28 protein-coding genes are annotated in these 26,627 nt (G+C 69.8%); 18 read left to right on the plus strand and 10 right to left on the minus strand.

The window, feature by feature from the left end:
• Positions 1–76: 76 nt before the first annotated feature.
• Positions 77–826 carry a formate dehydrogenase accessory sulfurtransferase FdhD gene (fdhD, locus tag J7495_RS07800; RefSeq protein ID WP_294055913.1) on the minus strand — a complete coding sequence of 250 codons (750 nt, stop codon included), beginning with the start codon at positions 824–826 and terminating at the stop codon, positions 77–79.
• A 27-nt stretch (positions 827–853) separates the two neighbouring features.
• Here fdhD and J7495_RS07805 point away from each other — a divergent pair, with 27 nt between their 5' ends.
• On the plus strand, positions 854–3,121 hold the full coding sequence (locus tag J7495_RS07805) for an FdhF/YdeP family oxidoreductase (protein ID WP_294055914.1): 2,268 nt from the start codon (positions 854–856) through the stop codon (positions 3,119–3,121).
• Between the two features lie 61 nt (positions 3,122–3,182).
• Positions 3,183–4,268 carry an EAL domain-containing protein gene (locus J7495_RS07810; protein ID WP_294055915.1) on the plus strand — a complete coding sequence of 362 codons (1,086 nt, stop codon included), beginning with the start codon at positions 3,183–3,185 and terminating at the stop codon, positions 4,266–4,268.
• A gap of 25 nt (positions 4,269–4,293) precedes the next feature.
• On the opposite strand, the gene J7495_RS07815 is transcribed toward J7495_RS07810, so the two are convergent.
• Positions 4,294–4,710 carry a hypothetical protein gene (locus J7495_RS07815; RefSeq protein ID WP_294055916.1) on the minus strand — a complete coding sequence of 139 codons (417 nt, stop codon included), beginning with the start codon at positions 4,708–4,710 and terminating at the stop codon, positions 4,294–4,296.
• 142 nt (positions 4,711–4,852) lie between these two features.
• Between J7495_RS07815 and J7495_RS07820 the strand changes: the two genes are divergently transcribed.
• From J7495_RS07820 to moaC, 8 genes are read left to right on the plus strand one after another with little or no spacing between them, the layout of a single operon-like run.
• Positions 4,853–5,614: a phosphodiester glycosidase family protein gene (locus J7495_RS07820; protein WP_294055917.1), complete on the plus strand. Its 762-nt coding sequence runs from the start codon at positions 4,853–4,855 to the stop codon at positions 5,612–5,614.
• Positions 5,615–5,645: 31 nt separating this feature from the next.
• On the plus strand, positions 5,646–6,713 hold the full coding sequence (locus tag J7495_RS07825; protein WP_294055918.1) for an alpha/beta fold hydrolase: 1,068 nt from the start codon (positions 5,646–5,648) through the stop codon (positions 6,711–6,713).
• A 32-nt stretch (positions 6,714–6,745) separates the two neighbouring features.
• A complete protein-coding gene (locus J7495_RS07830) occupies positions 6,746–6,961 on the plus strand; it encodes a hypothetical protein (protein ID WP_294055919.1) in 216 nt (71 codons plus the stop codon).
• A 45-nt stretch (positions 6,962–7,006) separates the two neighbouring features.
• Positions 7,007–7,591, plus strand: coding sequence for an aminodeoxychorismate/anthranilate synthase component II (locus J7495_RS07835; protein WP_294055920.1), 585 nt, complete (start codon positions 7,007–7,009; stop codon positions 7,589–7,591).
• 7 nt (positions 7,592–7,598) lie between these two features.
• Positions 7,599–7,949: a nuclear transport factor 2 family protein gene (locus J7495_RS07840; protein WP_294055921.1), complete on the plus strand. Its 351-nt coding sequence runs from the start codon at positions 7,599–7,601 to the stop codon at positions 7,947–7,949.
• Between the two features lie 47 nt (positions 7,950–7,996).
• Positions 7,997–8,992, plus strand: a complete 996-nt coding sequence (gene trpD, locus J7495_RS07845) for an anthranilate phosphoribosyltransferase (RefSeq protein ID WP_294055922.1) — start codon at positions 7,997–7,999, stop codon at positions 8,990–8,992.
• Positions 8,989–9,777, plus strand: coding sequence for an indole-3-glycerol phosphate synthase TrpC (gene trpC / locus J7495_RS07850; RefSeq protein ID WP_294055923.1), 789 nt, complete (start codon positions 8,989–8,991; stop codon positions 9,775–9,777). The genes trpD and trpC overlap by 4 nt, the downstream gene beginning before the upstream one ends.
• On the plus strand, positions 9,774–10,241 hold the full coding sequence (moaC, locus tag J7495_RS07855; RefSeq protein ID WP_294055924.1) for a cyclic pyranopterin monophosphate synthase MoaC: 468 nt from the start codon (positions 9,774–9,776) through the stop codon (positions 10,239–10,241). Before trpC ends, moaC begins: the two co-directional genes overlap by 4 nt.
• 37 nt (positions 10,242–10,278) lie before the next feature.
• Here moaC and J7495_RS07860 read toward each other — a convergent pair whose 3' ends face one another.
• Positions 10,279–10,830, minus strand: a complete 552-nt coding sequence (locus J7495_RS07860) for a DNA-3-methyladenine glycosylase I (RefSeq protein WP_294055925.1) — start codon at positions 10,828–10,830, stop codon at positions 10,279–10,281.
• 112 nt (positions 10,831–10,942) lie between these two features.
• On the opposite strand from J7495_RS07860, the gene J7495_RS07865 reads away from it, so the two are divergent.
• The 4 genes from J7495_RS07865 (at position 10,943) to lexA (ending at position 14,720) form a co-directional block, all read left to right on the plus strand.
• Entirely contained in the window at positions 10,943–11,599 is a 657-nt protein-coding gene (locus J7495_RS07865; protein WP_294055926.1) for a glutathione S-transferase family protein, read from the plus strand.
• A gap of 145 nt (positions 11,600–11,744) precedes the next feature.
• Positions 11,745–12,719 (plus strand): PilZ domain-containing protein, encoded by a 975-nt coding sequence (locus J7495_RS07870; protein ID WP_294055927.1) that lies wholly within the window; start codon positions 11,745–11,747, stop codon positions 12,717–12,719.
• A gap of 63 nt (positions 12,720–12,782) precedes the next feature.
• Positions 12,783–13,979, plus strand: coding sequence for a molybdopterin molybdotransferase MoeA (locus J7495_RS07875; protein WP_294055928.1), 1,197 nt, complete (start codon positions 12,783–12,785; stop codon positions 13,977–13,979).
• Between the two features lie 57 nt (positions 13,980–14,036).
• Positions 14,037–14,720, plus strand: a complete 684-nt coding sequence (gene lexA, locus J7495_RS07880; protein ID WP_294055929.1) for a transcriptional repressor LexA — start codon at positions 14,037–14,039, stop codon at positions 14,718–14,720.
• Here lexA and J7495_RS07885 read toward each other — a convergent pair.
• From J7495_RS07885 to J7495_RS07895, 3 genes are read right to left on the minus strand one after another with little or no spacing between them, the layout of a single operon-like run.
• Positions 14,714–15,382 carry a 2OG-Fe(II) oxygenase gene (locus J7495_RS07885; RefSeq protein ID WP_294055930.1) on the minus strand — a complete coding sequence of 223 codons (669 nt, stop codon included), beginning with the start codon at positions 15,380–15,382 and terminating at the stop codon, positions 14,714–14,716. The genes lexA and J7495_RS07885 overlap by 7 nt on opposite strands.
• Positions 15,379–16,239: a subclass B3 metallo-beta-lactamase gene (bla, locus tag J7495_RS07890; RefSeq protein WP_294055931.1), complete on the minus strand. Its 861-nt coding sequence runs from the start codon at positions 16,237–16,239 to the stop codon at positions 15,379–15,381. The genes J7495_RS07885 and bla overlap by 4 nt, the downstream gene beginning before the upstream one ends.
• Before the next feature lie 14 nt (positions 16,240–16,253).
• Entirely contained in the window at positions 16,254–18,359 is a 2,106-nt protein-coding gene (locus J7495_RS07895) for a ComEC/Rec2 family competence protein (protein ID WP_294055932.1), read from the minus strand.
• Between the two features lie 79 nt (positions 18,360–18,438).
• Between J7495_RS07895 and gltX the strand changes: the two genes are divergently transcribed.
• From gltX to J7495_RS07910, 3 genes are all read left to right on the plus strand, one after another.
• Positions 18,439–19,869: a glutamate--tRNA ligase gene (gene gltX, locus J7495_RS07900; protein ID WP_294055933.1), complete on the plus strand. Its 1,431-nt coding sequence runs from the start codon at positions 18,439–18,441 to the stop codon at positions 19,867–19,869.
• Positions 19,870–19,885: 16 nt separating this feature from the next.
• On the plus strand, positions 19,886–21,163 hold the full coding sequence (locus J7495_RS07905) for a citrate synthase (RefSeq protein ID WP_294055934.1): 1,278 nt from the start codon (positions 19,886–19,888) through the stop codon (positions 21,161–21,163).
• An 85-nt stretch (positions 21,164–21,248) separates the two neighbouring features.
• The gene (locus tag J7495_RS07910) at positions 21,249–21,473 is read left to right on the plus strand and encodes a hypothetical protein (RefSeq protein WP_294055935.1); all 225 of its coding nucleotides are present in this window, start codon (positions 21,249–21,251) and stop codon (positions 21,471–21,473) included.
• Between the two features lie 195 nt (positions 21,474–21,668).
• Here J7495_RS07910 and J7495_RS07915 read toward each other — a convergent pair whose 3' ends face one another.
• A complete protein-coding gene (locus J7495_RS07915) occupies positions 21,669–22,277 on the minus strand; it encodes a hypothetical protein (RefSeq protein WP_294055936.1) in 609 nt (202 codons plus the stop codon).
• A 176-nt stretch (positions 22,278–22,453) separates the two neighbouring features.
• On the opposite strand from J7495_RS07915, the gene J7495_RS07920 reads away from it, so the two are divergent.
• Positions 22,454–22,678 (plus strand): hypothetical protein, encoded by a 225-nt coding sequence (locus J7495_RS07920; protein ID WP_294055937.1) that lies wholly within the window; start codon positions 22,454–22,456, stop codon positions 22,676–22,678.
• A 107-nt stretch (positions 22,679–22,785) separates the two neighbouring features.
• Here the strand turns inward: J7495_RS07920 and J7495_RS07925 are convergent, their stop codons facing one another.
• The 3 genes from J7495_RS07925 to J7495_RS07935 are packed head-to-tail and all read right to left on the minus strand — an operon-like array spanning position 22,786 to position 26,530.
• Entirely contained in the window at positions 22,786–24,207 is a 1,422-nt protein-coding gene (locus tag J7495_RS07925; protein WP_294055938.1) for an ATP-binding protein, read from the minus strand.
• Entirely contained in the window at positions 24,204–25,298 is a 1,095-nt protein-coding gene (locus tag J7495_RS07930) for a DUF2336 domain-containing protein (RefSeq protein WP_294055939.1), read from the minus strand. The genes J7495_RS07925 and J7495_RS07930 overlap by 4 nt, the downstream gene beginning before the upstream one ends.
• A gap of 56 nt (positions 25,299–25,354) precedes the next feature.
• Complete coding sequence (locus tag J7495_RS07935; RefSeq protein WP_294055940.1) at positions 25,355–26,530, minus strand: hypothetical protein; 1,176 nt, start codon at positions 26,528–26,530, stop codon at positions 25,355–25,357.
• Positions 26,531–26,627 lie beyond the last annotated feature (97 nt).

Raw genomic sequence — 26,627 nt, forward strand, 5'->3', positions numbered from 1 at the left:
CCATTGCTTGCACCAGGCAAGCCCTATGCAACTCCGGGATATCCCGACAGTTCCGCGCATAATGGAATAATTCAAGTTAAGATGCCTGCCAAAGCAGGGCATCGGGCCGCGCGAGCACCGCAAGGCTCAGCCCCGCGCCCTTGGCCGCCTCCACCGCGAGCGCAGTGGGCGCCGAGATTGCGGCGAGCAGCGGGCAGCCGGCGAGCACCGCCTTCTCGACCAGCTCGTAGGAGCAGCGCGACGAGACCAGCGCGAAGCCGCCGTCCCAGCCCAGCCCTTGCCGCGCCATCGCGCCGACCAGCTTGTCGAAGGCATTATGGCGGCCGACATCCTCGCGGACGAGGCGGATGGCACCGTCCTCCGCGCAGAGCGCCGCGGCGTGGTGAGCGCCGGTCTTTGCATTCAATACCTGGTGCTCGCGGAGTTCGGCGGCGGCGCGGAACACCGCCGTCCGCTCCCCCGCGAACCGTGCCTCGACTCGCGGCAACGGCCGCAGCGCCGCCTCGAGGCTGTCGATCCCGCAGAGCCCGCAGGCACTGTCGGTGGTGCGGTGGCGGACGCGCTCGATCACCGTCGCGCCGTCCGCGACCGTCAGCCGCACGATCGCGCCCGCCTCGGTCCGGTGCGCCTCGGCGTCGATCACGCGGCCCAGCCGCTCGGCCGAAGCGAAGCCCCAGGCGAAGTCCTCGAGTTCCTGCGGCGTCGCCATCATCACCGCATAGCCGAAGCCGTTGACCTCCACCGCCACCGGCACTTCCTCGGCCAGCGCGCGCGACACCAAGGTATGAGTGCCGTCCGGCTCGACACGCTCGAATGCGGGGTCCATGGACTCGTCTTAGCAGTGGAGTCGAACATGGCGAAGGCGAAGGACGGCACCGCAACCTATCCGGGTCCGGTCGGCGGCTGGGGTTCGCTGCGCGGGATGGCCGAGACCTGGGCACGCGAGAAGGACGGGCCCGAAGTGCTCTCGACGCTGATGCGGCTCAACAAGCCCAATGGCGTGATGTGCGCGTCATGCGCCTGGACCAAGCCCGCGCATCCGCAGCTGTTCGAATTCTGCGAGAACGGCGCCAAGGCGCACCTCTGGGAGCAGACGCGGCTGCGCGCCACGCCCGACTTCTTCGCACGGCACACGCTCACCGAGCTCAAGAGCTGGAGCGACCACGACCTCGAACAGGCCGGCCGCCTCACCCATCCGATGCGCTACCACCGCGCGAGCGACCGCTATGTCGAATGCAGCTGGGACGAAGCCTTCGAGGCGATCGGGCGGCGGCTGAAGGCGATCCACGATCCCAGGTCGGTGGTCTTCTACGCCTCGGGCCGCGCGAGCCTCGAGACCAGCTACGCCTGGGCCCTGATGGCGCGGCTCTACGGCAACAACAACCTGCCCGACAGCTCCAACATGTGCCACGAAACCACCTCGGTCGCGCTCAAGGCGACGATCGGCGTGGGCGTCGGCACCTGCCTGCTCGAGGATTTCGAGCATTGCGACGCGATCTTCTTCTTCGGCCAGAACACCGGGGTGAACAGCCCGCGCTTCCTCCACACCCTCGCGCATGCCCGCAAGCGCGGCTGCCAGATCGTTACCTTCAACCCGATCGTCGAAAAGGGCGGCGTCGCCTTCCGCAACCCCCAGTCGATCCAGATGGTGACCGGCGGCTCGATGCCGATATCCACACAATATCACCAGGTGAAGGCGGGTGGCGACATCGCGGCGATCCTGGGGATGTGCAAGCACGTCTTCGCCGAGGACGAGCGGCGCGGCGGCGGGATCATCGACCGCGCCTTCATCGCCGGGCACACCCATGGCTTCGACGCCTTCGCCGAAAAAGTGACCACGGTCACCTGGGAGGAGATCGAAGCCGAGTCCGGCCTGCCGCGCGCCGCGATCGTCGAGGCGGCCGAGGTCTATATCGCTGCCGAGCGCTCGATCGGCATCTGGGGCATGGGGCTCACCCAGCACGTCCGCGGGTTCGAGAATATCGCGAGCGTGGTCAACCTGATGCTGCTCAAGGGCAACATGGGGCGGCTCGGCGCGGGCGTCTCGCCGGTGCGCGGCCATTCGAACGTCCAGGGCCAGCGCACCGTCGGCATCGCCGAGAACCCGGCGCTCGTCCCGCTCGACAGGCTCGCCGAGCTTTACGGCTTCGATCCGCCGCGCGAACATGGGCTGGGCACGGTCGAGACCTGCCGCGGGGTGATCGCGGGCACGGTGAAGGCGTTCCTCGGCCTCGGCGGCAATTTCCTCCGCGCGGTGCCCGACCAGTCGCTGGTCGAACCCGCCTGGGAAGGCATGGACCTCACCGTCCAGGTCGCCACGCGGCTCAACCGCGGGCAGCTGTTCTGCGGCGAGGACGCCTTCCTGCTCCCCTGCATCGCACGGAGCGAGTCCGACGTGCAGGCGAGCGGCCCGCAGGTTGTCACGATGGAGGACAGCCTCTCCTGCGTCCACGGCTCGTTCGGCAAGGCGACGCCCGCGAGCGAGCATATCCGCTCGGAGATGGCGATCGTCGCGGGAATCGCGAAGGCGTCGCTCGCGCCCAATCCCAGGGTGCCGTGGGACGAATGGGTCGGCGATTACGGCAAGGTCCGCGACGCGATCGAAGCGACCTATCCGGCGATGTTCAAGGATTTCAACCAGCGGCTGTTCATCCCCGGCGGCTTCTTCAAGGGCAATGCAGCGCGCGATCGCGTCTGGAACACCAAGAGCGGCAAGGCTGAGTTCACCACGCCCGAGACGCTCAACGCCACCGGCTTCAGGGACGCGCCGGGCCGCTACCGGCTGCTGACCCTGCGCTCGAACGACCAGTTCAACACCACCATCTACGGCTATTCGGATCGCCTCCGCGGGATCGAGGGCACGCGCGAGGTGTTGCTGATCAACCCCGAGGACATGGCGCGTGCGGGGCTCAGCGCGGGCCAGAAGGTCGCGCTGGTGAGCGACGCCGAGGACCAGGTCGAGCGCGTGGTCGAGGGCCTCGCGGTAACCCCCTTCCGCCTGCCCGACGACTGCGTCGCGGGCTATTATCCCGAGCTCAACCCGCTGATCCCCCTCGCGCATCACGACCACGCCTCGATGACCCCCGCGGCCAAATCGGTGCCGGTGAAGATCCGGGCCTGACCGGCCGAAATCCGTGGTCCACGAAGGGGTTGCTTAACGGACCCGCGCTAAGCTGCCGCCGATGGTTGCGTTCGTTTCCCTTGCTGCGGTTCTGCTCCTGCTCGGCGCCCTATGGCAGCGCCTCCGCGCGGCGGCACGCGACCTCGACCGGTTCGGCGAGGCAGCTATCCGGCTGGCCCGGGGCGAAGCCGCCGAGCTCAGCATCGGAGGCCGCGGCGCCGCAGCGCGTTTCGCCGAGCGGTTCAACGCCATGGCAGCCGCCCTCGCCGAGCGCGAGGCGCTGATCTTCCAGGCGGGGCTCGCCGGCGCCGGATCCGCGCGGAGCGCGATGCCGCTCGACGTCGCATCGCTCGCTCGCGGGGCGCAGGCGCGCCGCGTGCTCGAGGCAGACCTGCGCGCCGCGATCGCGGGCGGCCAGTTCGAGCTCCACTTCCAGCCGCTGTTCGACCTCTCGACCAGCCGGATCGGCTCGTTCGAGGCGCTGCTGCGCTGGCGCCATCCGACGCGGGGAATCGTCAGCCCGGCAGATTTCCTGCCGATCGCCGAGGAGAGCGGGCTGATCGTCGAGATCGGCGGCTGGTCGCTTCGCGAAGCCTGTGCGCATGCCGCGGCCTGGCCCGAGCATATCCGCGTCGCGGTGAACGTCTCGCCGCTGCAGGTCCGCCATCCCGCGCTCGCCGAAACGGTGCTGCAGGCGCTCGCGGCGAGCCGGCTCGATCCATCACGACTCGAGCTCGAAGTCACCGAAGCGGCCCTTGCCGAAGGGCCGGAGGCAAGCAATGCGTTGCAGCGGCTACAGGCGCTCGGCGTGCGCATCGCGCTCGACGATTTCGGCACCGGCCCGACCAGCCTGACATGCCTCCAGGAATTTCCGTTCGACCGGATCAAGATCGACCGCAGCTTCATCCACCAGCTGCTGACGCGCCCGGGCGCGACCGCGGTGCTCCGCGCGATCACCGGGCTCGCCGGCGCGCTCGGGATGGAGACGACCGCCGAAGGCGTCGAGGAGAGCGACCAGCTCGCCGAGTTGCGGCGGCACGGCTGCTCGTCGGTGCAGGGCTATCTGTTCAGCCGCCCCATCGCCCCGCGCGACGTGCTTGCGCTGCTGGCGGACGAGGATTCGGACCGCATGGCGCGGGCGGGCTGACCTCGGGCTTCTTGCGTCCTGGCCCTCACTCCGGCGCAGTCTCCTGCGCCTTCTTCGCTTCACGATCGAGCTTGTCCTGCGCCCATTGCCGGATGAAATTGCGCGTGCAGCCGCTCTGGCCGTAGCTGCCGACCACCGAACAGCTGCCCGGCATGCCGACGCGGTTGACTTCCTCCACCACTTCGGCACGGCGGCCCCAGGCGACGCCGTCGGGCTTGTCGGTGCGCTGGTCGCGGAAGCGCTTGGGGATGCGATACGGCGAATCGCCGATCGTCGCGCACACCACGATCTCGTCCGGGTCGGTCGAGGTCGGGCATTTCTCGTCGCCGACCAGCATCACGCTGCGGATCCGCTTGGGCGGGCCGTCCTGCGCAGGCGCGGTCTGGCCCTGGCCAGCCGGCGCGGCAGCGAAGAGAGCGGCGAACATCAGCGTGGTGATCATGACTTGTCCTTTGCACGGGCCGGTGGGCACCACCATAACCCTCAAGTTTAGTCCCTGTATCCCCCCGCGTTGCCCGGCGAATGCGGCGGGGCCGTGGCACGCCTCGGCTTGCCACCCGCGCGCGAGCGCCTAAGTCGGCAGCATGCCCAGCCGTTTGCCCTGGTTCCTCGCTCTCCTCCTGCTGCTTGCCGCCTGCGGTCCGGCGAAGCAGCGCGGCGGCGTCGACGCGGCGTGCAGCGATATTATTTTCGAAGGCGATCGCTTCACCGTCTGCCAGGCGCGGCCCGAGGTCCACGCGTTGCTGCTCGTCGACAAGGGCGCCGACGGCAAGCCGATGCGCGGCTTCGACCGCCTGCCCGAGCGGCTGGGCGCCGACGCCAGCCGCGTCGCCTTCGCGATGAACGCGGGGATGTTCGACGAGGCCGGCGCGCCGATCGGCTATTATGTCGAGGACGGTGCCGAGCAGGTGCCGCTCAACCGCCGCGACGGGCCGGGCAATTTCCACATGAAGCCCAACGGCGTCTTCTGGGGCGATGCCAAGGGCTGGCACGTCGCCGACACCGATGCCTTCGCCGCAGCGAAGCCGGGCCACATTCGCTTCGCCACCCAATCGGGGCCGATGCTGGTGGTTGGCGGGCAGATCCATCCGAAGATCGCGGACAACGGAACCTCGCTCCAGCTGCGCAACGGCGTCGGCGTGGCGAAGGACGGCTCGGCCTGGTTCGCGATCAGCGGCGTGCCGGTCTCCTTCGGCCGCTTCGCCCGGCTGTTCCGCGACCGGCTGGCCTGCCCGAACGCGCTGTTCTTCGACGGCAAGGTCTCGCGGCTGTGGGACCCCGTCGCCGAGCGCGAGGACGCGAGCCCGCCGGTGGGGCCGATGGTGGTGGCGCTCCAGCGGGATTGATCGGCGCAGCCGGGAGATTACCCTGTCCCGCATGACTCGCCTGCTCCTCGCTCTCGCCGCGCTGCTCGCGCTCAGCCTCCCCGCCCGCGCCGCGGACTGGCCGGTCACCGAGGGCGACTATGTCGCGAAGGACTTCCGCTTCGCCTCGGGCGAGACGCTCCCCGCGCTGCGCCTCCATTATCGGACGCTCGGCACCCCGCACCGCGACGCCAGCGGCAGGATCGACAACGCCGTGATGGTCCTCCACGGCACCGGCGGCACCGGCGCGCAATTCCTCCTGCCCCAGTTCGCCGACGAGCTCTACGGCCCCGGCGCGCCGCTCGACATCCGCACCACCTATGTGATCCTCCCCGACGGGATCGGCCACGGCAAGTCGTCGAAGCCCAGCGACGGCATGCGCATGGCCTTCCCGCATTACGACTATGCCGACATGGTCGAGGCGCAGCGCCGGCTGCTCGTCGAGGGGCTGGGCGTCACCCGGCTCAAGCTGATCCTCGGCACCTCGATGGGCTGCATGCACGCCTTCGTCTGGGGCACGACGCACCCGGGCTTCGCCGAGCGGCTCGCGCCCTTCGCGTGCAATCCCGTCGAGATCGCCGGGCGCAACCGGATGTGGCGCAAGATGCTGATCGACGCGATCGAGGCCGACCCGGCGTGGAACGGCGGCAACTACGCCTCGCCGCCGCTCGCCGGGCTGCGCACCGCCTTCGACCTCTCGATCCTCGCCGGCGGCAACCCGGTCGCGCTCCAGGCCAATGCGCCGACGCGCGCCCAGGCCGAGGCGACACTGGCCAGGTCGCTGGGCGCCCGCCTCGCCGCGCCAGACGACGCCAACGACATGATCTACCAGTTCGACGCCTCGCGGACCTACAACCCGTCGCCCCTGCTCGACCGGATCACGGTGCCGATGCTGTGGATCAACTCGGCCGACGACTTCATCAACCCGCCCGAGCTCGGCATCGCCGAACGCGAAGTGAAGCGCATGCCGCGCGCCCGCTTCATCCTCATCCCCGCCAGCGCCGAGACCAAGGGCCATGGCACGCACACCTGGGCGAAGTTCTGGAAAGCCGACCTTGCGGCGCTTCTCGCTACAAAATAGGCGTGGGGCGCAGTGCCGATCGGAGCGACAGGATGAGCGAAGATCTGAGAAATTCGATCTTACTTTGGGTCGGTGGAATCGCGATCTTCGGCGTCTTGTGGCTGTCGCTCCGCTTCGACTTGCTGAGGGGGCTGCCCGAGGGGTTCGGGCAGGCGGCATTGGCATTCGTGATTCTGGTTCAGCTGGTCCAGCTCTGCCGGTTCCTCTGGCGCCGCAGGACGGAACGAGAGTCGGCGGATAGCCGCTAGCCAAGCCCGCTTCCCCTGGTTCCGCGGCCTCGCTAAGGCAAGCGGATGATCCTCGTCCTCGACAATTACGACAGCTTCACCTGGAACCTCGTCCATTACCTCATGGAGCTGGGCGCCGAAGTGCAGGTGGTGCGCAACGACGCGCTCACCGCGCGTGACGCCGTGAACAGCAATGCCCAGGCCTTCCTGATCTCGCCCGGCCCGTGCACGCCCAACGAAGCGGGGATCAGCCTCGACCTCGTCGCCGCCTGCGCCGATCTCGGCAAGCCGCTGCTCGGCGTGTGCCTGGGGCACCAGGCGATCGGCCAGCATTTCGGCGGCAAGGTGGTGCGCGGCGGGCTCATGCACGGCAAGACCTCGCCTGTGCACCACGACGGCACCGGCCTGTTCGAAGGCCTGCCCTCGCCCTTCACCGCGACGCGCTACCATTCGCTGATCGTCGAGGACATCCCCGCCGAGCTGCTGGTCAACGCGCACGCCGGGGACGGCAGCGTCATGGGCTTCCGCCACGCCTCGCTCCCGATCCACGGCGTCCAGTTCCACCCCGAGAGCATCGCCACCGAGCACGGCCATGCGATGCTGGCGAACTTCCTCAAGGCCGCGGGGATCGAGGCGAAGGAAGTGGCTTGATCGCCTGATGGACCTCGACCCCCAAGCCTTCGCCGCCGAATGGGCGGCCGCCTGGAACGCGCGCGACCTCGAAGCGGTGCTGCGCCACTTCCACGAACACGCCGTGTTCACCTCGCCCTTCGCCGCGCAGATCGTGCCCGAGAGCGGCGGCCGTCTCACCGGCAAGCCCGCGATCCGCGCCTATTGGGCGCAAGGTCTCGCGCGCATCCCCGACCTCCGTTTCAGCGTGGACCGCGTCTTCACGGGCGTCGACACGATCGTAATCGCCTATACCAACCAGAAGGGCGGCAAGGTCAGCGAAGTGCTTCGCTTCGAAGGCGGCAAGGTGATCGAGGGCCACGGCACCTACGCCGGCTAAAGAAGGATTTGCTCGACTTGGGCGTCGTGGCTCGGGATAGAAGCGCCGTGACGACCTTCGCCCTTCTTCCCGATCCCGCGACGCCGCTCGCCCGCGAAAGCGCGGCGCAGGCGTTCGCCGACATCCTCGACGGGCTCGCGACCGAAGAGGCGATCGAAGCCTTCCTGATCGGCCTCAGCATCCGCGGCGAGACGAGCGTCGAGATCGCCGAAGCCGCGCGGGCGATGCGCGCACGGCTGATCCCGGTCACCGCCCCGCCCGGCGCGATCGACGTCTGCGGCACCGGCGGCGACGGGCACCATACGCTCAACGTCTCGACCGCGGTGTCGCTGGTGGTCGCGGCCGCCGGCGTCCCCGTCGCCAAGCACGGCAACCGCGCCGCGAGCTCCAAGTCGGGCGCCGCCGACACGCTCGAGGCGCTGGGCTTGAACCTCGACCGGGCCGCCGCACGCGCCGAGGAGAGCCTAGCCGAGCTCGGCATCGCCTTCCTCTTCGCCCAGGCGCACCACCCGGCGCTCGCCCGGATCGGCCCGATCCGCAAGCGCATCGGCCGGCGGACGATCTTCAACCTGATGGGACCGCTCGCCAATCCCGCGCACGTCACGCGCCAGCTTATCGGCATCGCCCGGCCCGATTATGCGCCGATCTATGCCGAGGCGCTCGAGCAGCTCGGCACCGAGGCGGCCGCCGTTGTCTCGGGCGAGGAAGGGCTCGACGAACTCTCGACCGAGCTGCCGAGCGTGGTGGTCAATGTCGGCAGCGCGCGGCTGCCGACGCGGATCACGCCCGAGGATGCCGGCCTGCCCCGCCACCCGCTCGCCGCGATCAGAGGCGGCGGTCCGCAGGAGAATGCGCGGGCGCTGCGCGAGCTGCTCCAGGGCGAGCCCGGCCCCTATCGCGACGCCGTGCTGCTCAACGCCGCCGCCGCGCTGATCGTCGCCGACCGCGTGTCGGACCTGCGCGAAGGCGTCGAGGAAGCTGCAGAAATGCTCGACAACGGGCTTGCCAATGCGCTGCTGGACTGCTGGATCGCCTTCGCATGACCACCATCCTCGACCGCATCCTCGAGACCAAGCGCGCCGAAGTCGCGGCGCGCCGGCGCGCGACACCGGTAATGGATCTGCATGGCCTCGCACTTGGACAAACACCGCCGCGCGGGTTCAAGGCGGCGCTCGACGCGCGCACGGCCGCGGGTGGCTACGGCCTGATCGCCGAGATCAAGAAGGCGAGCCCGTCGAAGGGCCTGATCCGTGCCGACTTCGATCCGCCCGCGCATGCCCGCGCCTATCAGGCCGGCGGTGCGGCGTGCCTCTCGGTGCTCACCGACTATGAATATTTCCAGGGCCATGAGGACTATCTGATCGCGGCGCGCGCCGCCTGCGAGCTGCCGGTGATCCGCAAGGACTTCATGGTCGATCCATGGCAAGTGCTCGAATCGCGGTCGATCGGGGCAGATGCGATCCTGATCATCGTCGCCGCGCTCGACGACGGCCAGATGGCCGAGATCGAAGCCTCGGCGGTCGAGCTGGGGATGGACGCGCTGGTCGAGGTGCACGACGCGCGCGAGCTTGAGCGCGCGCTCAAGCTCAAATCGCGGCTGATCGGCGTGAACAACCGCAATCTCAAGACCTTCGAAGTCGATGTTCAACGCACCTACGAACTGGTCGCATCGGCGCCGAAGGACTGTACCTTCGTCGCCGAGAGCGGCTTAACCACTCGCGTCGACCTCGACGCGATGGCCGAGCACGACATCCGCTGCTTCCTGATCGGCGAGGCGCTGATGCGCCAGGCCGACGTCGAGGCGGCGACGCGGGCGCTGGTGGGGTGAGCGGGCTCACCCACCTCGACGAGACCGGCGCGGCGCGCATGGTCGACGTCGCGGGCAAGCCGGTGACCGCGCGCGAGGCCGTCGCGAGCGGCCGCATCACCATGTCACCGGAAGCGGCAGAGGCGATCCGCGAAGGAAGCGCGAAGAAGGGCGACGTCCTTGCCGCCGCGCGCATCGCCGGGATCATGGCGGCGAAGAAGACCGCCGAGCTGATCCCGCTCTGCCACCCGCTGCCGCTCACTCGCGTCGCGGTGGACCTCGCGGCCGACGAGACCGGCGTCACCGCTACCGCCACGGCGGCCACCGAAGGCAAGACCGGCGTCGAGATGGAAGCGATGACCGCGGTCAGCGTCGCGCTGCTGACCGTCTACGACATGGCCAAGGCGCTCGATAAGGCGATGGAGATCGGCGAGATCCGGCTGCTGTCGAAGACCGGCGGCAAGTCGGGGGGCTGGGTGCGCTGACCGCTTACTCTCCTCCCTGGAAGGGAGGGGAATCAAGTCAAACCTCCCCCCGCCGAAAACACCCCGGCGCATGGTCGTTCACCATCCCGACCGCCTGCATCCAGGCATAGACGATCACCGGACCGACGAACTTGAACCCCCGCGCCTTGAGCGCCTTGGAGATCGCTTCGGACACCGGCGTGCTCGCGGGCACATGCACCCCGTCGTTCACCACCGGCGCTCCGCCCGCCAGCCCCCACACCCAGTCCGAGAAGCTCTCGCCGCTCCACGCCATCTCGACGTAGAGGTTGGCCGCCGCGATCGTCGCCTCGATCTTCGAGCGCGCGCGGATGATGCCGGGATCGGCCATCAGCCGCGCGACGTCGGTCTCGTCGAACGCCGCGACCTTCACCGGGTCGAACTCGGCGAAGGCGCGCCGGAATCCCTCGCGCCGGTGCAGGATCGTCCGCCACGAGAGCCCCGCCTGGAAGCCCTCGAGCATCAGCATCTCCCACAGCAGCCGCGAGTCGCGCACCGGCACGCCCCATTCCCGGTCGTGATAGGCCTCCATCAGCGGATCGCCCTCGGCCCAGGCGCAGCGCGTCACCATCGTCTTCTCCCCTTCGCGGTCGACGATGTTCCCCTTATGATCCGCGGGAGCTCAACGCAAGCCGCAGCCCGCGGGACTTGCACCCGGCCGCGCACAGGCGCAAAATCGCCCCATGAAACCCGCGCTCTACGCCCACCCCTTCTCCTCCTACTGCCAGAAGGTGCTGGTCGCGCTCTATGAGAACGGCACCGATTTCGCCTTCAAGATGCTGAGCCCGGACTGCCAGGACAATCTCGCCGAATTCGGCTCGCGCTGGCCGGTGCGCCGCTTCCCGATCCTGGTCGACGACGGACGGACGATCATGGAGGCGACCGCGATCATCGAGCATCTCCAGGCCCATCATCCCGGCCCGGCGACGATGATCCCCGCGGACGCCGACGACGCGATCGAGGTGCGGATGCTCGATCGCGTCTTCGACAATTACGTCATGACCCCGATGCAGAAGATCGTCGGCGACGCGCTCCGTCCCACGGAGAATCGCGACGGCTATGGCGTCGCCGAGGCGCGCCGGCTGCTCGACGCAAGCTATGCCTGGCTCGACGAGCGCATGGCCGGCCGCGACTGGGTGGCCGGCGATTTCGGCCTCGCCGACTGCGCCGCGGCGCCCGCGCTCTTCTATGCCGACTGGGCGCATCCGATCCCCGAGGCGCTTGCCCACCTCAAGGCCTATCGCGCGCGGCTGCTCGCCCGCCCCTCCTTCGCCCGCGCGGTCGACGAGGCGCGCTCCTACCGCCGCTTCTTCCCGCTCGGCGCCCCGGATCGCGATTGACCCTCCGCGCGTTGTTCCCGGTAAGCGCGAGCCGGCCCTGATCTGGATCAAACCCACCTCAGGGACAACTCCTGGCCCCGCGCTTAACGCTTTCTTCAATGCCCGGGCCGACATTCGGTCCCGGGAAACCGGGTGGATGTTGGAAATGCGCGAAGGGATTGCGTCTACGACGATTTTTTCCCTGTGCGCGGATTCCCCAACGGCGCTTCCGGCCGGTCTCGACCCCGAATCTGAAGCCCTCGACGCCGGCTGGCTCGCCGCCGACGGCCAGCGCATCGCCTGCCAGGTCCGCCGGCTGAGCGCCAAGGGCGCGCTGCTTCGCGTCGACGAGACGGTCGAGGTCGACGCCGCCTTCGAGCTCGAGCTGCCCAATGGCCAGTCGATCCCCGGCACGATCAGCTGGGTGGTCGAGGACGATGCTGGGTTCCTCTTCGCCGAGCCGATCGACATCGTCGCGACGCTTGCGCGCAACCTCGCCATCCTCCCCGCCGAGCGGCGGCGCGTGCCCCGCGTCGAGCTTCAGCAGGTCGTCGGCGTGCGCCGCGGCGGCGAGTTCGAATTCGCCCGCACGCGCGACTTGTCGCAGGCCGGCGTCGGGCTCGAGACCAGCCTGAAGCTCGAGGAGGGCGACCAGGTCCAGGTTGCCTTCGACGGGCTCAGCACGCTCTCGGGCACGGTCAAATGGGCGCAGGCCGGCAAGGCGGGCATCCAGTTCGATGCCGAGATCGCCTGGCAGACGCTGATGCCCTGGCTCCGCATCGCGGCGCGCAGCAACGGCGGGCGCGGCGGGCGGATGCGCGCGGTCGACGATGCGCCGCGCTTCAGCTTCGGCTCGGAGAAGCAGGTCATCCGCCTCAGCGCCGCCGCGCGCGTCCGCGAGGGCACGCGCTGGTGGAACGTCGAGGTGCGCCACCTCACCGCGCATCTCGTCGAGTTCGACTGCGTGACGCCGATCGCCAGGGGCACGCCGCTGTGGCTGTGGCTGCCGGGCTTTCCGGGCTGGCCGGCGAACGTCGTCGAGGTCGAGGGCCATCACTACCTCGCCGAGTTCCGCGTGCCGCTGCGCAAGCACGACATCGACCGCCTCCTCCCCGCCCGCATGGCGGCGCGCGGGGGCTGAGCCCGCCCGGCTCCGCGCGCGGAACTTGCCTCCCCACCCCGCCCGCGCCAAAGCTCGGCGCCGATGCAGCCCCTCCTCCCGCTCGCCGAGGCCCAGGCCCGGCTCCTTGCGCTCGCTGCGCCGCTCGCGATCGAGCAGGCGCCGCTCGCCGAGGCCGCGGGCCGCTGGGCTGCGGCCGACGTCGCCGCGCGGCGCACCCAGCCCGAGCAGGACCTGTCGGCGATGGACGGCTATGCCATCGCCTTCGCCGACCTGCCCGGCCCGTGGCGCATGATCGGCGAGAGCGCCGCCGGCCGCCCCTTCGCCGGGTCGATCGGCGCGCGCGAGGCGGTGCGCATCTTCACCGGCGCCGCGCTGCCCCCGGGCGCGGACAGCGTCCTCGTCCAAGAGGAGGCGGCGCGCGATGGCGACGCGCTCACCCTCGCCGGCGAAGGCCCGCCCGCGCGCGGCCGCAACGTCCGCCGCCGCGGGCTCGACTTCGCCGAGGGCGACAGGCTCCTCGCGACCGGTGACCGCATCACCCCGCCGCGCCTCGCCGTCGCCGCGCTCGCCGGCCATGCGACGCTGCCGGTCCGCCGTCGCGTCCGCGTCGCGATCGCCGCGACCGGCGACGAACTCCTCGCGCCCGGCGCGCCGATCGAGCCCGGCCGCATTCCCGAGACCAACCGGCTGATGCTCCGCGCCCAGCTCGCCGACCTGCCCGTCGAGATCCTCGACCTGGGCATCCTCCCCGATCGCCAGGACATGCTCGCCCAGGCCTTCGCCTCGGTGGACGCCGACCTGCTCGTCACCACCGGCGGCGCTTCGGTCGGCGACCACGACCTCGTCCGCCCCGCGCTCGAACAGGTCGGTGCGGCGATCGATTTCTGGAAGGTCGCGCTGCGTCCCGGCAAGCCGGTCATGGCCGGCACGCTGGGGTCGACCGTGGTGCTCGGCCTCCCCGGCAACCCCGTCTCGGCGTTCGTTACCACCTTGCTCTTCGTCCGCCCGCTCGTCGCGCACCTCTCAGGCGCCGCCGATCCCTTCCCTCGCACCCGCTCGGTGCCGCTTGGCGAGCCGCTTCCCGCCAACGGCCCGCGGCTGGATTATCTCCGCGCCGAGCTCCGCCAGGGCGCCGCCTTCGCCTCGACGATCCAGGACAGCTCGATGCTCCGCACGCTCGCGCGCGCGACCTGCCTGATCCGGCGCGAACCCCATGCCCCGGCCGCCGGGATGGGCGACTCGGTGCAGGTCCTCGACCTTTACGCAGGCGACTCTTGACGGCCCGCGGAACATTGCATAAACGTTCCTCGTCTGTTCCTACGAAGAGGGCCGAGCATGCTTACCCGCAAGCAGCATGAGCTGATCTGCTTCATCGCCGATCGCTTGAATGAGACCGGCGTTTCGCCATCGTTCGAGGAGATGAAGGAGGCGCTCGACCTCAAGTCCAAGTCGGGCGTGCACCGGCTGATCAGCGCGCTCGAGGAGCGCGGGTTCCTGCGTCGCCTCGCCAATCGCGCGCGCGCGCTCGAAGTGGTCAAGATGCCCGAGCGCGGTGGGGTCGCGCCTGGACAACCTTCGCAATCTTCGGCTGCGGCGCCCGCGGCCGACGCCGCCCGTTCGCTGCCCCAGCCCGCCAACGACGTGATCGAGATCCCGCTCCACGGCCGCATCGCCGCGGGCACGCCGATCGAGGCGCTCGAAGGCGCGACGATGCTGCCGGTGCCGGCGGCGCTGCTCGGCGCGGGCGAACATTATGCGCTCGAGGTCGCCGGTGACTCGATGGTCGAGGCGGGCATCCTCGACGGCGACTATGCGCTGATCCGCCGCACCGATACCGCACGCGACGGCGAGATCATCGTCGCGCTGATCGACGAGGCCGAGGCGACGCTGAAGTTCTTCCGCCGCGAAGGCGCGATGGTCCGGCTCGATCCGGCGAACCGCAGCTACGATCCGCAGCGCTACCGTCCCGAACAGGTGCGCGTGCAGGGCAAGCTGGCCGGTCTGCTCCGCCGCTACTGAGGAGCGCCGAGCGGGCCTGCGGCAGCTGCCCGTGGCGCGCTGCGGACCCAGCAGTTCACGGCGAAGCGGGAGTCGATGAAGCGGCCCGACGGGCACTGGACGGGGAGGACCTCGTGCGGGGCCCATGAAGGGAAGACCAGCAGCATATTCTGCTCGGGCGTGAGGTCGATATATCGCCCGATGCCGGGTGCGAGCGCGTGGAGGCGCAGTTCGCCGCCGAGATAGGCCTTGGGCTCGGCATGGAAATAATAGACTGCGCTGAGCACTCGCAGGCTCTCGATGTCCTTGCCGAACCGGCTGTCGATATGCTGGCGATAATAGGCGCCGTCGCCATAAGTGAGCAGCTGCGTCTCGATCCTTGCGACCGCAAAGCGTTCGACGCCGACGGCAGCGCAAAGATCGCCGAGCCGGCCCATGATCCGGTCGCTCAGCAGGCCGTGCCATTCGCGCAGCTTACGCTGGCCCAGCGTATACGAATGGCGGATTTCGGGTCTGAGCTGGCCCGCGTCGACCACCGAGGGCTCGAATTCGGCCTCGCGTCCGAAGGCCCAGTCGCGGAGCCGGGCATGTTCCGCTGGATCGAGGAAATCGCGAAAGCGCGCGTGCGGCGGTACTCGCTCGAACCCTGGGGAGCCCCGGTTTTCGCGGCCGGTCTCGCTCACGGCTTGGGCATCTGCGCGGCGAGCTCGCGCTTGAAGTTATCTTCGGCCTCGTCGACCCGGCGCCTGAGCTCACGCGCGTCGACGAAGGCGAAGCGATCGCCGGCAAGCAGCTTCGCTCGCTTGGTCTCCATGTCGAACGCCGCGGGATGGAAGTTGAGGAAGATATCGGCCTTGAGCGTCCTGAGCTTGGCGAAGGTCGCAGGAAAATCGCGGTCGACGCCCGGATAGCTCTGCTTGCCCACCAGTTTCTCGCCCGCGACCGTGAGGCTGCAGGCGAACAGCACCGCGAGCTTGCGCCCGCCTTCGGTCACGCGCGTCGTCCAGCTCGTGCAGCCGCGCGTGTGGCCGGGGGTGAGCCGCGTGACGAGGTCGGTCGTGCCGAGCCGGATGTGCTCGCCCTCGCCGATCACGCGATCGACCTTCACCGGCGGGAACTTCAGCAGCTCGGGCCGGCCGCTGGTGAAGCCCGCCTCCAGGTCGGATGTGTCGCTCGCGCTCGCGAGCAGCTGCGCGCCGGTGAGCGCCTTGAGCTTCGCCAGCCCCCCGGCATGGTCGAAATGCGCGTGGTTGATCAGGAGGATCTTCACGTCGCTGAGCTTGAAGCCGAGCTGGGTGATGTGCGCGGCGATGACGTCGGCGCTCTGCGGCAACGCGCCGTCGATCAGGATGTGCCCCTTGGGGCCGGTGACCAGATAGGCCGAGATGCCCGCGGTGCCGACGTAGTAGACGTTCCCCGCGATGTGGAACGGTGCCATCGGCTTGGTCCATTCGGCCACCGCCTGCGCCCAGTCGGTGGTCTGCGCGGAAGGCGCCGCAGCACCGGTCAGCAGCAAAGCAGCAAGTGCCAACGCGCGCATAATCTCTCCCGAACTCAGTTTCGCGCAACTGGCGGCATCACGCGCGGCGGGTCAAGCCAGGGATGGCGATCGCCCGGCCACCGGACCGTCCGCACGCGGGCATCGGCGAAGCTGATCGCCACGCCGCCGCTCGCCGCGAGCGCGCGCCGGTCGAGCTTCAGCCAGCGGGGCGCGCAGCCCGCGGGCAGTCGCCGGTCGCTCACCAGGATGTCGACCGAGCGGCAAAGCTCGGTAAACGCCGCCCAGGGCAGCGCATAGCTGCTCCGCGTCGCGGCCACCCTCCAGTGCCGCGCCCCCGAAGCGACATCGACCAGGCATAGGTCCGGACTGCACCGCGCGTCCGGCTGCTCGGCGAGCGCGACCAGCGCGTCGTCGACCCCGCCATTCTCGCCGAGCATGTCGCGAACATAATCGCCCGCGCGGTCGCGGAGCAGCGCCATCCGCCCGCCCTCGACGCGCACCGCCATGTGCCGTCCATCGCCGGTCACGAGCAGGTCGGGTGCGGGGGTGAGCAGCGCCCAGCCCAGCCCCAGCACCAGCGGCACCGCCCCTGCCAGCCGCACCCGGCTCCGCCACAGCGCGAGCCACAGCAACCCCGCGACGACCAGCGCATAGGCGCCGCCCGGCATCCCCGGCAGCGACGCGACCGACCCCGGTGCCGAAGCCGTCGCATGCGCGATCCACAGCAGCAGGTCGAGAGCCCGCTCGGCCAGCCACCAGACCGGTGCCCCGATCCCGCCGAGGTCGAGCAGCAGCGCCAGCGCTTCGAGCGGCATGATCACGAAGGTGGTCAGCGGGATCGCGACGATGTTGGCAAGCGCGCCGTAGAGCCCCGACTGGTGGAAATGGTAGAGCGCGATCGGCATCAGCGCCGCCTCGACCACCACGCCGGTGAGCAGCAGCGAGCCCAGCTCGCGCAGCAGCCGCCGCCCGCGCCCCTCGTCGCGCCGCTCGAACCAGCCGCGCACGCGGGGGTTCTCGTGGAGCGCGACGATCGCGGTCACTGCGGCGAAGCTCAGCTGGAAGCTCGGCCCGGCCAGCGCCTCGGGCCAGAGCAGCAGCACGAAGCACGCCCCCGCACAGACCAGCCGCAGCGTGATCGCCTCGCGTCCCAGGCTCAGCGCGAGCAGCACCATCAGCGCGGCGACGCAGCTTCGGATCGTCGGCACCTCCGCGCCGGTAAGCAGCGTATAGCCGATCGCCGCCGCCGCGCCCGCCCCTGCCGCGACCAGCGGCAGCCGCCAGCGCAGCGCCAGCCATGGGCTCAGCGCGAGCAGCCGCAGCACGATCAGCATCGCCGCCGCGGTCACCGCGCTGACGTGCAGCCCGCTCACCGAGAGCAGGTGGGCGAGCCCCGAGCGCTGCATCGCTTCCTGGTCTTCGAGTGCGATCGCGCCCTGGTCGCCGGTGGCGAGCGCGCTCGCGATCCCGCCCGCGCTCCCCGGCACCTGCGCCTCGATGTGCCGCGAGAGGCCGGCGCGAAGGTCGGCCCCGGGCACGTCGCCGGGCGCGATGAGCTCGACCGGCGCGAACCCCCGCCCTGTCGCGCCGATCCCGGCGAACCAGGCGACGCGCGCGAAGTCATAGGCGCCGGGCACCGACGCTTCGGGCGGTGGCATCAGCCGCGCGCGCAGCTTCACCATCGCACCGCGCGCCAGCCCCGCCGGCGCATCCTCCGCCTCGAGGTTCACCCGCACGCGCGGCGGCAGTCCGCTCGCGCCCAGCGGCGCCAGCGTCAGCCGCACCAGCCCGCGCGCCGGCAACGGCTCGACGCGCTCGACGCGCCCTGCAAACGCCGCGACCACTGGCCGCGCCAGCACCGGTGCCGCCACCGACTCAGCCCGCCACCACACCAGCGCGCACCCGAGCATCGCCGCCAGCGCGCCGACCAGCACCGCCCGTCCGGCGCGTCCGCCCTGCGTCACCGCCACCGCCAGCGGCGCCAGCGCACCCGTGCCGACGAGGAACGCAGTCCACGCCTCGCGCCCCGGCAACAGGAACCAGGCGGCAACCCCTGCCCCGAGCGCCACCGGCAACCACAGCACCAACTGCTCGCGCTCGTCTTCGAGCCAGATTTCCAGCGCCCCTCGCCCCTGGTGGAAATGCTTCGCCAGCCCCATTTGAAGGGCGGAAATCCCCGTGCTAGGGGCCTCGGCGGCTGAGCTGGCCATCGAACACGAACACTGGGAGCATGCGCGGTTGAGCGCAACATCGGATACCGGCAGCAAGCCTGTCGTCACGCGCTTCGCCCCTTCGCCGACGGGGTATCTGCACATCGGCGGCGCGCGCACCGCGCTGTTCAACCTCCTCTATGCCCGCCACCACGGCGGCAAGTTCCTGCTGCGCATCGAGGATACCGATCGCGCACGCTCGACCCAGCCGGCGATCGACGCGATTCTCGACGGGATGCGCTGGCTCGGGCTCGATTGGGACGGCGACGAGGTCTATCAGTTCGCTCGCGCCGCACGGCATGCCGAAGTCGCGCATGAAATGGTCGCGAAGGGCGCCGCCTATCGCTGCTACCTGACCCAGGACGAGCTCGCGAGCATGCGCGCCGAGGCCGAGGCGGCGAAGAAGCCGCTGCGCATCCGCTCGCCCTGGCGCGACAAGACCCATAACGATCCCGATACGCCGCACGTCATCCGCCTCAAGGCGCCGACCGAAGGCGCGACGACGATCCGCGACCAGGTCCAGGGCGAAGTCACCGTGCAGAACGCCGAGATCGACGATCTCGTGCTGCTCCGCTCGGACGGCACGCCGACCTATATGCTCGCGGTGGTGGTCGACGACAACGACATGGGCGTGACGCACGTCATCCGCGGCGACGACCATCTCAACAACGCCTTCCGCCAGCTCCCCATCTATCGCGCGATGGGCTGGGCCGAGCCCGAATACGCCCATATCCCGCTGATCCACGGCGCGGACGGCGCCAAGCTCTCGAAGCGCCACGGCGCGCTCGGCGTCGATGCCTATCGCGACGAGCTGGGGCTGCTGCCCGAGGCGGTGTCCAACTATCTCCTCCGCCTCGGCTGGGGCCACGGCGACGACGAGATCATCAGCCGCGAGCAGGCGATCGAATGGTTCGACCTCGCCGGTGTGGGCAAATCACCAAGCCGGTTCGATCTGAAGAAGCTCGAGAACCTCAACGGCCATTATATCCGCGAGTCGGACGATGCCCGTCTGGCCGATCTGGTCGCCGCGCGGCTGGGTTTCGAAACCAGCGACTCGCAGCGCGATCTTCTGCGCCGCAGCATGGCCGCACTGAAGCCGAGAGCCGCCAATCTCCTCGAATTGGCCGATGGTGCGATGTTCCTTTTTCGCACTCGCCCACTGGAATTGGACGACGGCGCACAAGCTCTGCTAGAGGGCGACGCGCGGGGGCTTCTGGCCCGACTTCACGCGGCGCTTGACGCCGCCGAAGCCTGGGATACGGAGGCGCTCGAAGCGGCGGTACGGGCCGTCGCGGACGATGCGGGGGTGAAGCTTGGTGCAGTCGCGCAACCGCTCCGGGCGGCGCTCACCGGACGCCGGACCTCGCCGGGGATTTTTGACGTCCTGGTTCTCCTGGGGCGCGAAGAAAGCCTCGGCCGCATCGCCGACCAAATTACCGCCCCAGTCGCAGGGGCCTGAGACAAGGAACGACAGGATGACCGACACGCCCAGCATCAAGATCGGGGATCAGGATTATGCCATTCTCTCCGGCAGCGTTGGGCCAGACGTCATCGATATCCGAAAGCTCTACGGGCGAACGGGCCAGTTCACCTACGATCCCGGCTTCACCTCGACCGCGTCGTGCGAGTCGGGCCTGACCTATATCGACGGCGACGAGGGGGTCCTCCTCCACCGCGGCTATCCGATCGGCCAGCTCGCCGAGGAATCGAGCTTCATGGAGGTCAGCTACCTCCTCTTGAACGGCGAGCTGCCGTCGAAGGACGAACTCGACAAGTTCGTCTGGACGATCACGCGCCACACGATGCTGCACGAGCAGCTCGCGACCTTCTACCGCGGCTTCCGCCGCGACGCGCACCCGATGGCGGTGATGTGCGGCGTGGTCGGCGCGCTCTCGGCCTTCTACCATGATTCGACCGACATCACCGATCCGTACCAGCGGATGGTCGCGAGCCACCGGCTCATCGCCAAGATGCCGACGATCGCGGCGATGGCGTACAAGTACAGCGTCGGCCAGCCGTTCCTCTATCCGAAGAACGAGCTCAGCTACACGGGCAACTTCCTGCGCATGACCTTCGGCGTGCCCGCCGAGGAGTACATCGTGAACCCGGTGGTGGAGAAGGCGCTCGACCGCATCTTCATCCTCCATGCCGACCATGAGCAGAACGCCTCGACCTCGACCGTGCGGCTCGCCGGCTCGTCGGGCGCGAACCCCTTCGCGTGCATCGCGGCGGGCATCGCCTGCCTCTGGGGCCCGGCACACGGCGGCGCGAACGAGGCCGCGCTCAACATGCTTCGCGAGATCGGCCGCCCCGAGCGCATCCCCGAGTATATCGCGCGCGCCAAGGACAAGAACGATCCGTTCCGCCTGATGGGCTTCGGCCACCGCGTTTACAAGAACTACGATCCGCGCGCGACGGTGATGCAGAAGACGGTGCGCGAAGTGTTCGCCGCGCTGAAGGTCAGCGATCCGGTATTCGACGTGGCGCTCCAGCTCGAGGAAATGGCGCTCAAGGACGATTATTTCGTCGAGAAGAAGCTGTTCCCGAACGTCGACTTCTATTCGGGCGTGATCCTCTCTGCGATCGGCTTCCCGACCACGATGTTCACCGCGCTGTTCGCGCTCGCGCGCACCGTCGGCTGGGTGGCGCAGTGGAACGAGATGATCTCGGACCCCGACCAGAAGATCGGCCGCCCGCGCCAGCTCTACACCGGCCCGACCCAGCGCGATTACGTGGCGATCGACCAGCGCTGAGGAGTTGAAACCGCGCCCGGCAGGCGTTGAGCCGCCGGGCCGCGGGCGCTATTGAGGCTAGGTGCGACGCCTAGGGAGGGCAGCGATGCGCCAGAAGATCCTCATCATCATCGGCATTCTCGGCTTCATCTTCGGCGTGCTGTTCGCGCTCCAGGGGCTGGGCGTGCTGCCCTATCCCAAGACGAGCTTCATGGTGAACAATCGCGACTGGGTGCTCCGCGGCGCGATCATCGCCGGGCTGAGCGCGATCCTCGTCGCGGGGGTGCGGCTGGTCCCCGACAAGCGCCGCAAGGGCGACGGCGAAGGCTGAGCTCGTCAGGCGGGCCTTGCCCAGCCTTCAGCTGTCATCCCGGCGAAAGCCGGGACCCAGGGCAGCAAAGAACGTCGCTCGTGGCCCTGGGTCCCGGCCTTCGCCGGGATGACGGTTCAGAGGAACGGCATCCTCCTCGCAATCTCTCCAAACGGCGCAGATGAGGACACGCCCGAGTTCCTAAGTGGCCGACGATCAAGGGCGCGGCGTCGGCGCCATCCGCTTCACCTTGCGCGCCGGCGAGTCCGGCAGTTCCTTCGCGTCCACCCGCCCGTCGCTGTTGCTGTCCAGAGCCTGGAAACGCTGCATCGCCGCGCGCTCGAACTCGTCGCGCGAGACGCCGCGGTCGAGGTTCAGGTCGGCGGCGATCACCGGCTCGGGAAGCTGGAAATAATTGAAGCGCGCCGCGCCCGCGATGCCGCGATAGCGCATCGGCCCCGGCGGGCCATCGGCCATGCTGTCGGGGCCGTCCACCGTCGGATCGAGTGCGCGGCGCATCGGACCGGCCGGTCCGCCGCCCCCGGTCTCGACGTGCAATATCATCTCGTAATGGCGCAGTTCCTCGGGGCCGATCTCGCCGTTGCCGTCGCGGTCGAGCGTCGCGAAGAACCGGTCGGCATCGGCGATCATCTCGGCCTGCGAGAGCCGCCCGTCGTGGTTGCCATCGGCCTCGGCGAACCATTTGAGATCGGGCGGGGACGCCTTGTCGCCGTGGAAGACCTCGCCCATCGGGCTGACGAACACCAGATCCTCCTCCGCGGCGGGCGAAGCAAGCAGCAGCAGCGCGGCGAAAGGGACGGGCATCGGCGGAGCACTCCAGTAGGAAGTTGCGCCCTAGTCTCGCCAGATTGCGGCGGAATTTCGCTGCGTAACGATCCTGTACGGCAGCTTACGATGTGATTCAGCATCGCGAATGCCTGCGCGACCTAGCCTTCTCCTCACCGGGGAATCGTCCCGGCCACGACAGAGGAGAGAAACCCATGAAGCTGACCCGCATGGCCGCCGCTGCCGGCCTCGCGCTTGCCGCGCTCACCGCTTCGACCGCCGCCAGCGCGCAGCCCGCGCCGCAGCATGGCCGCGGCTACGACCGCCACGATCGCCATGACCGCCACGGCTGGAACAGCCGCGACAGCCGCCGGCATCATCATGTGAAATGCCGCGTGGTCTATCGCCATCACCATCGCGTCAAAGTCTGCCACCGCTGAAGCGAAGGGCGCCCGTTCGTCGGAACGGGCGCTCCCGCATTCGTTCGGATCGAACCATCAGCCGTCATCCCGGCTTTCGCCGGGATGACGAGGAAAACCGGGGGTGCTCAAACCCCGAAGGCGCTGCCTCGCATCGGGTCGCGGTACGGCAGCAGGAACACGAAGCGCGCGCCCATGCCCGGCGCGCTGTCCACCGTGATGTCGCCGCCCATCGCGCGCGCGAGCCGGCGGGCGATGTAGAGCCCCAGCCCGCTCCCGCCGGGCTCGCTCGGATCGACGCGTCCGAACTTCTCGAAGATCCGCTCCTGGTCCTCGATCGCGATGCCCTTGCCCTGGTCGGCGACGATCACGCAGCCCATGTCGCCGTCGCGCTCGAGCCGGATCCACACCTGGCCGCCGCCCGGCGAATAGCGCACCGCATTGCCGATCAGGTTGACCAGCACCTGGAGACAGCGGCGGAACTCGCCGGTGACGGGCAGCGTCTCGTTCGCCGCGGGCTTGTCGATGCGCACCTGCGCCTGCGCCGCGCGCACCGCGAGCAGCCCGGCCGCGCGCCGCGCGACATCGGCGAGGTCGATCTCCTCCGCTGTCGTCGAGAAATCCTCGCGCTCGATCGCCTGGAGGTCGACGAGGTCGTCGACCAGCCCGAGCAGATGGCGCCCGGCGTTGGCGATGTCGCTCGCATATTCGGCATAGTCGGTGCGGATCGGCCCTTCGGTCTGGGCGCTGATCGAGTCCGCGTTGGCGATGATCTTGCCGAGCGGGCCCCGCAGCGCGCGGTCGAGCCGCTGGCTGAAGCTGTCGGGGAACCCGCCGAACTCGATCGTCGTATCATTGGACTCGAGCACGTCGTGCTTGGGCGCCGGTGCCGCGTCGAGCATGTGTGCCGCGCCGACGAAGCCCGCGAAGCGCCCGCCCGGATCGGTGCGTGGGCTCGCGTCCAGCCGCACCGAGCGTCCGGTGCCGCGCAGTTCGGCCTTCTGCCCGTCGAACCGGGCCTGCGCCGCCACCGCGCTCAGGATCGGCAAATTGCCGCTCTCGTCCTCGCTCAGCGCGAACAGCCGGGTCAGCGGCTGGCCGAGCATCGCCGAACTGTCGAAGCCGTAGCGCGCGCCGGCCTCGATCGAGAGGAAGGTGATGCGCAGCGAAGCGTCGGTCTCCCAGAGGAAGTCCGCCGCCGATCGGAAGAAGTCGCCGTCGCGCTCGGGCTCGGCCGCCGCCGCGCGCCAGCCCGGCCGCACGCGCCAGCCGCTCACTTCGAGCCGCACGCCGCCGTCCTGGGGTTCGGCGCGGACCCAGAGCTCGAGGTCCTCCTCGCCGTCCGCCGCGATCACGTTACGCGAGATGCCGATCCCCAGCCGGTGCGCGAGCCGCGCGAGGGTCGCGATCTGCGGCACCGCGAGCGGCCCGCCATTGGTGCCCCCGGCCCGCGCGTTGAGCTCGGCGAGGCGCGGCTCGGCGTCGAGCAGCCGGCCGTCCGAATCGATGAAGCCGTGCGCGATCGGCATCGCGGGATCGATCGCGTTCACGACGCGCCTCCCCGGCCGAGCGCGATCACCGCCGCGCGATAATCGGGATGGAGCTTCATCGGTGCCAGCGCCGTCCGCGCCTCGCCCGGCGCGATCGAAGCGATGGCGTCGAGCGCGTCGGCGAAGCTCTCGAGGTCGCGCCGCGGGTCGGCTTCGCACAGCGCATAGCCGATCTTGGCGATGGTATCGCGGCTGAGCTCGAGCGCGCGGCACGCCAGCCACAGCCGGTCGGCCTCGGGATCGAGCACGATGTCGCGAGCGAGCGCATGGCTGACGCCCATCGCATGCGCGAGCAGCGCGGTGAACACCACGATGCGGCGGTCCCCCAGCGATTCGACGAGCAGCCCGGGAAGCTCGCCGGGCTGGGCGTCGATCGCGGCGGCGAAGCGCATCGCCGCGGCCTCGAGCCGGTCTCCCTCGTCATAGGCGGTGAGGCTGCGCTGGGCGGCGTCGGAAAGCGCACGGTCGAGCGCGTCGACGGCGTCCTCGGCTTCGTCCGCCACGCGTTCCCGAAGCGCCGCAGCGACCCACCAGACGAGCCGGTGATGGAGCTCGGACGGCAGCTCGGTCTGTGCCAGCTGTCCCGATTCGGGACCTCCGCGGCGACGGCTTTCGACGAACAGGACCGCCATTGCGCTCGCCGCGACGACGCGATCGGGGTGCTGGACGAATCGGTTGATCAGGCTCGGCCGCTCGGGATCGTCGGGCGCGGACATCGGCAGGGCATTGCCGATCAGTTCCTGGCGCACGCGCGCGATCAGCTCGGCCATCAGCTCGGGATCGCGCAGCAGACCCGAGCCCGCGAGTCGCGCCATCACGCTCGCGTCGCCCTGCGCCAGCGCGGTCGCCAGCCCGCCCTCGCCGCGCGCGCCTAGCAGGCGGGCGCCATGCTCGCGCACCTCGGCCTCCACCGTCTCGACCAGCCCGCGCAGCAGGACGCCCAGCGCCGAGCGGGTGCGCTCGTCGAGCCGCCGGTCCTCGGGGAGGAAGAAGTCGTCGACCGCGACCTTAAGCGCTGCGTGCGCGCGCGAATCAGCCGCCGCCGCTCGGGCAAGCAGCCTCTTGGCGCCGATGGTGGCACCATCGCGCATGTCGACGGGATTGTCCGACATGGACCTCGACTAAAGGAAATGTCCTTAAGACGAGACTAAGCTTTTTCGCGGCTCGCCTCAACCGCCGCGGCGTTCGTTGCGAACGCGTACAGGGCGGAAATCGCGAGGCCGATAACTGCCTGTCCGGCAAGCGCAAAGGGTGCAAGAACCAGCAGATGCGCCGCCCCGCTCGCCCACCAGCGGCGATGCGGCACCGGCGAGCGCTCGGCGACGACCTGGCAGGCGACCGCGGCGAGCGCGAGCACCAGCGGCGTCGCGCTGCCGGTGCGCAGCTCCTCGCTCACCCCGGTGCTGAGCGCCGCCGCGCCGAACAGCGCCGTGACGATCGCCTCGAGCAGGTGCGCGCGCTTGGTCTCGCCCATCACCGCAGCCATCGCCGCGCCGACGCCGAACAGCGCGACCGAGAGGAGCGTGACGGTGAGCCCCGTCCCTTCCCAGCCCCAGGCGATCAGCCCGAGCGCAACGAGCGCGAAGACGCCCCCGCCGAGCACGATCGCGCTCGATGGCACGCCGCGGCGCGTCAGCTCGGGCAGCGCGCGCCGAGCGAGCGGCGTGAAGATCCAGCGGTCGGCCCAGTTCGGCCGCCGCTCGGTGAGCGCCGCCAGCACCGTCGCGCCGCGCTCGGCCAATGTCGCGGCATCGAGCACGACGAGGTGGCCGCTGCGCTCCCACGCCTGGCTCAGCATCACATGCGCGGCGTGCGCCTGCACCGCGACGCGGAGCAGCGCCGACTGGAAGTCATAGTCCGCCGGCATATGCGCGATCTCGACGAGGTGCTCGCCGGTCACGCGCGCGACGCCGGCCCAGCAGACCTGCTTGTCGAGCCGCTCGATCGCCGAGGATGACGCGGCATCTGCGGTGACGAGCAGCGCCTCGCCGCCTTCGGCCGCCATCCGCGCGATCACCGGCTCGCTGGTGACGAGCCCCTCGGCGAGGACGATGACATGCGCCTGCGCCGGGATCAGCTCGGCGGCTTCCTCGGCGGACTGGACGATCTCGACGTGCAGCCCCGGCCGCATCGCCCGCTGGACCGAGGTCATCAGCAGCGGCGTCATCTTGGCCACCGCGACGAGCACGCGGTCGGCGCCGGCCGCGTGGAGCAGCCGCACCTGATATTCGAGCAGGGTCATGCCGCCGAAGGGCAGCGTGGCGGCGAGCGTTCCGGGGCGGTCGGTGGCGTCTTCGACGGCGAAAATCAGGCCTGCAAGCATCGCGGCGGGTTAAAACGTCCGCAGCGATCGTGCAAATGTCCTGCGCGGGAAGAGTGGATTTCGGCCCGCTTCGGCTATGATCCGCCGCGAACCGCAG

The sequence above is a fragment of the Sphingomonas sp. genome (assembly GCF_017745215.1).
Taxonomy (GTDB): Bacteria; Pseudomonadota; Alphaproteobacteria; order Sphingomonadales; family Sphingomonadaceae; genus Sphingomonas.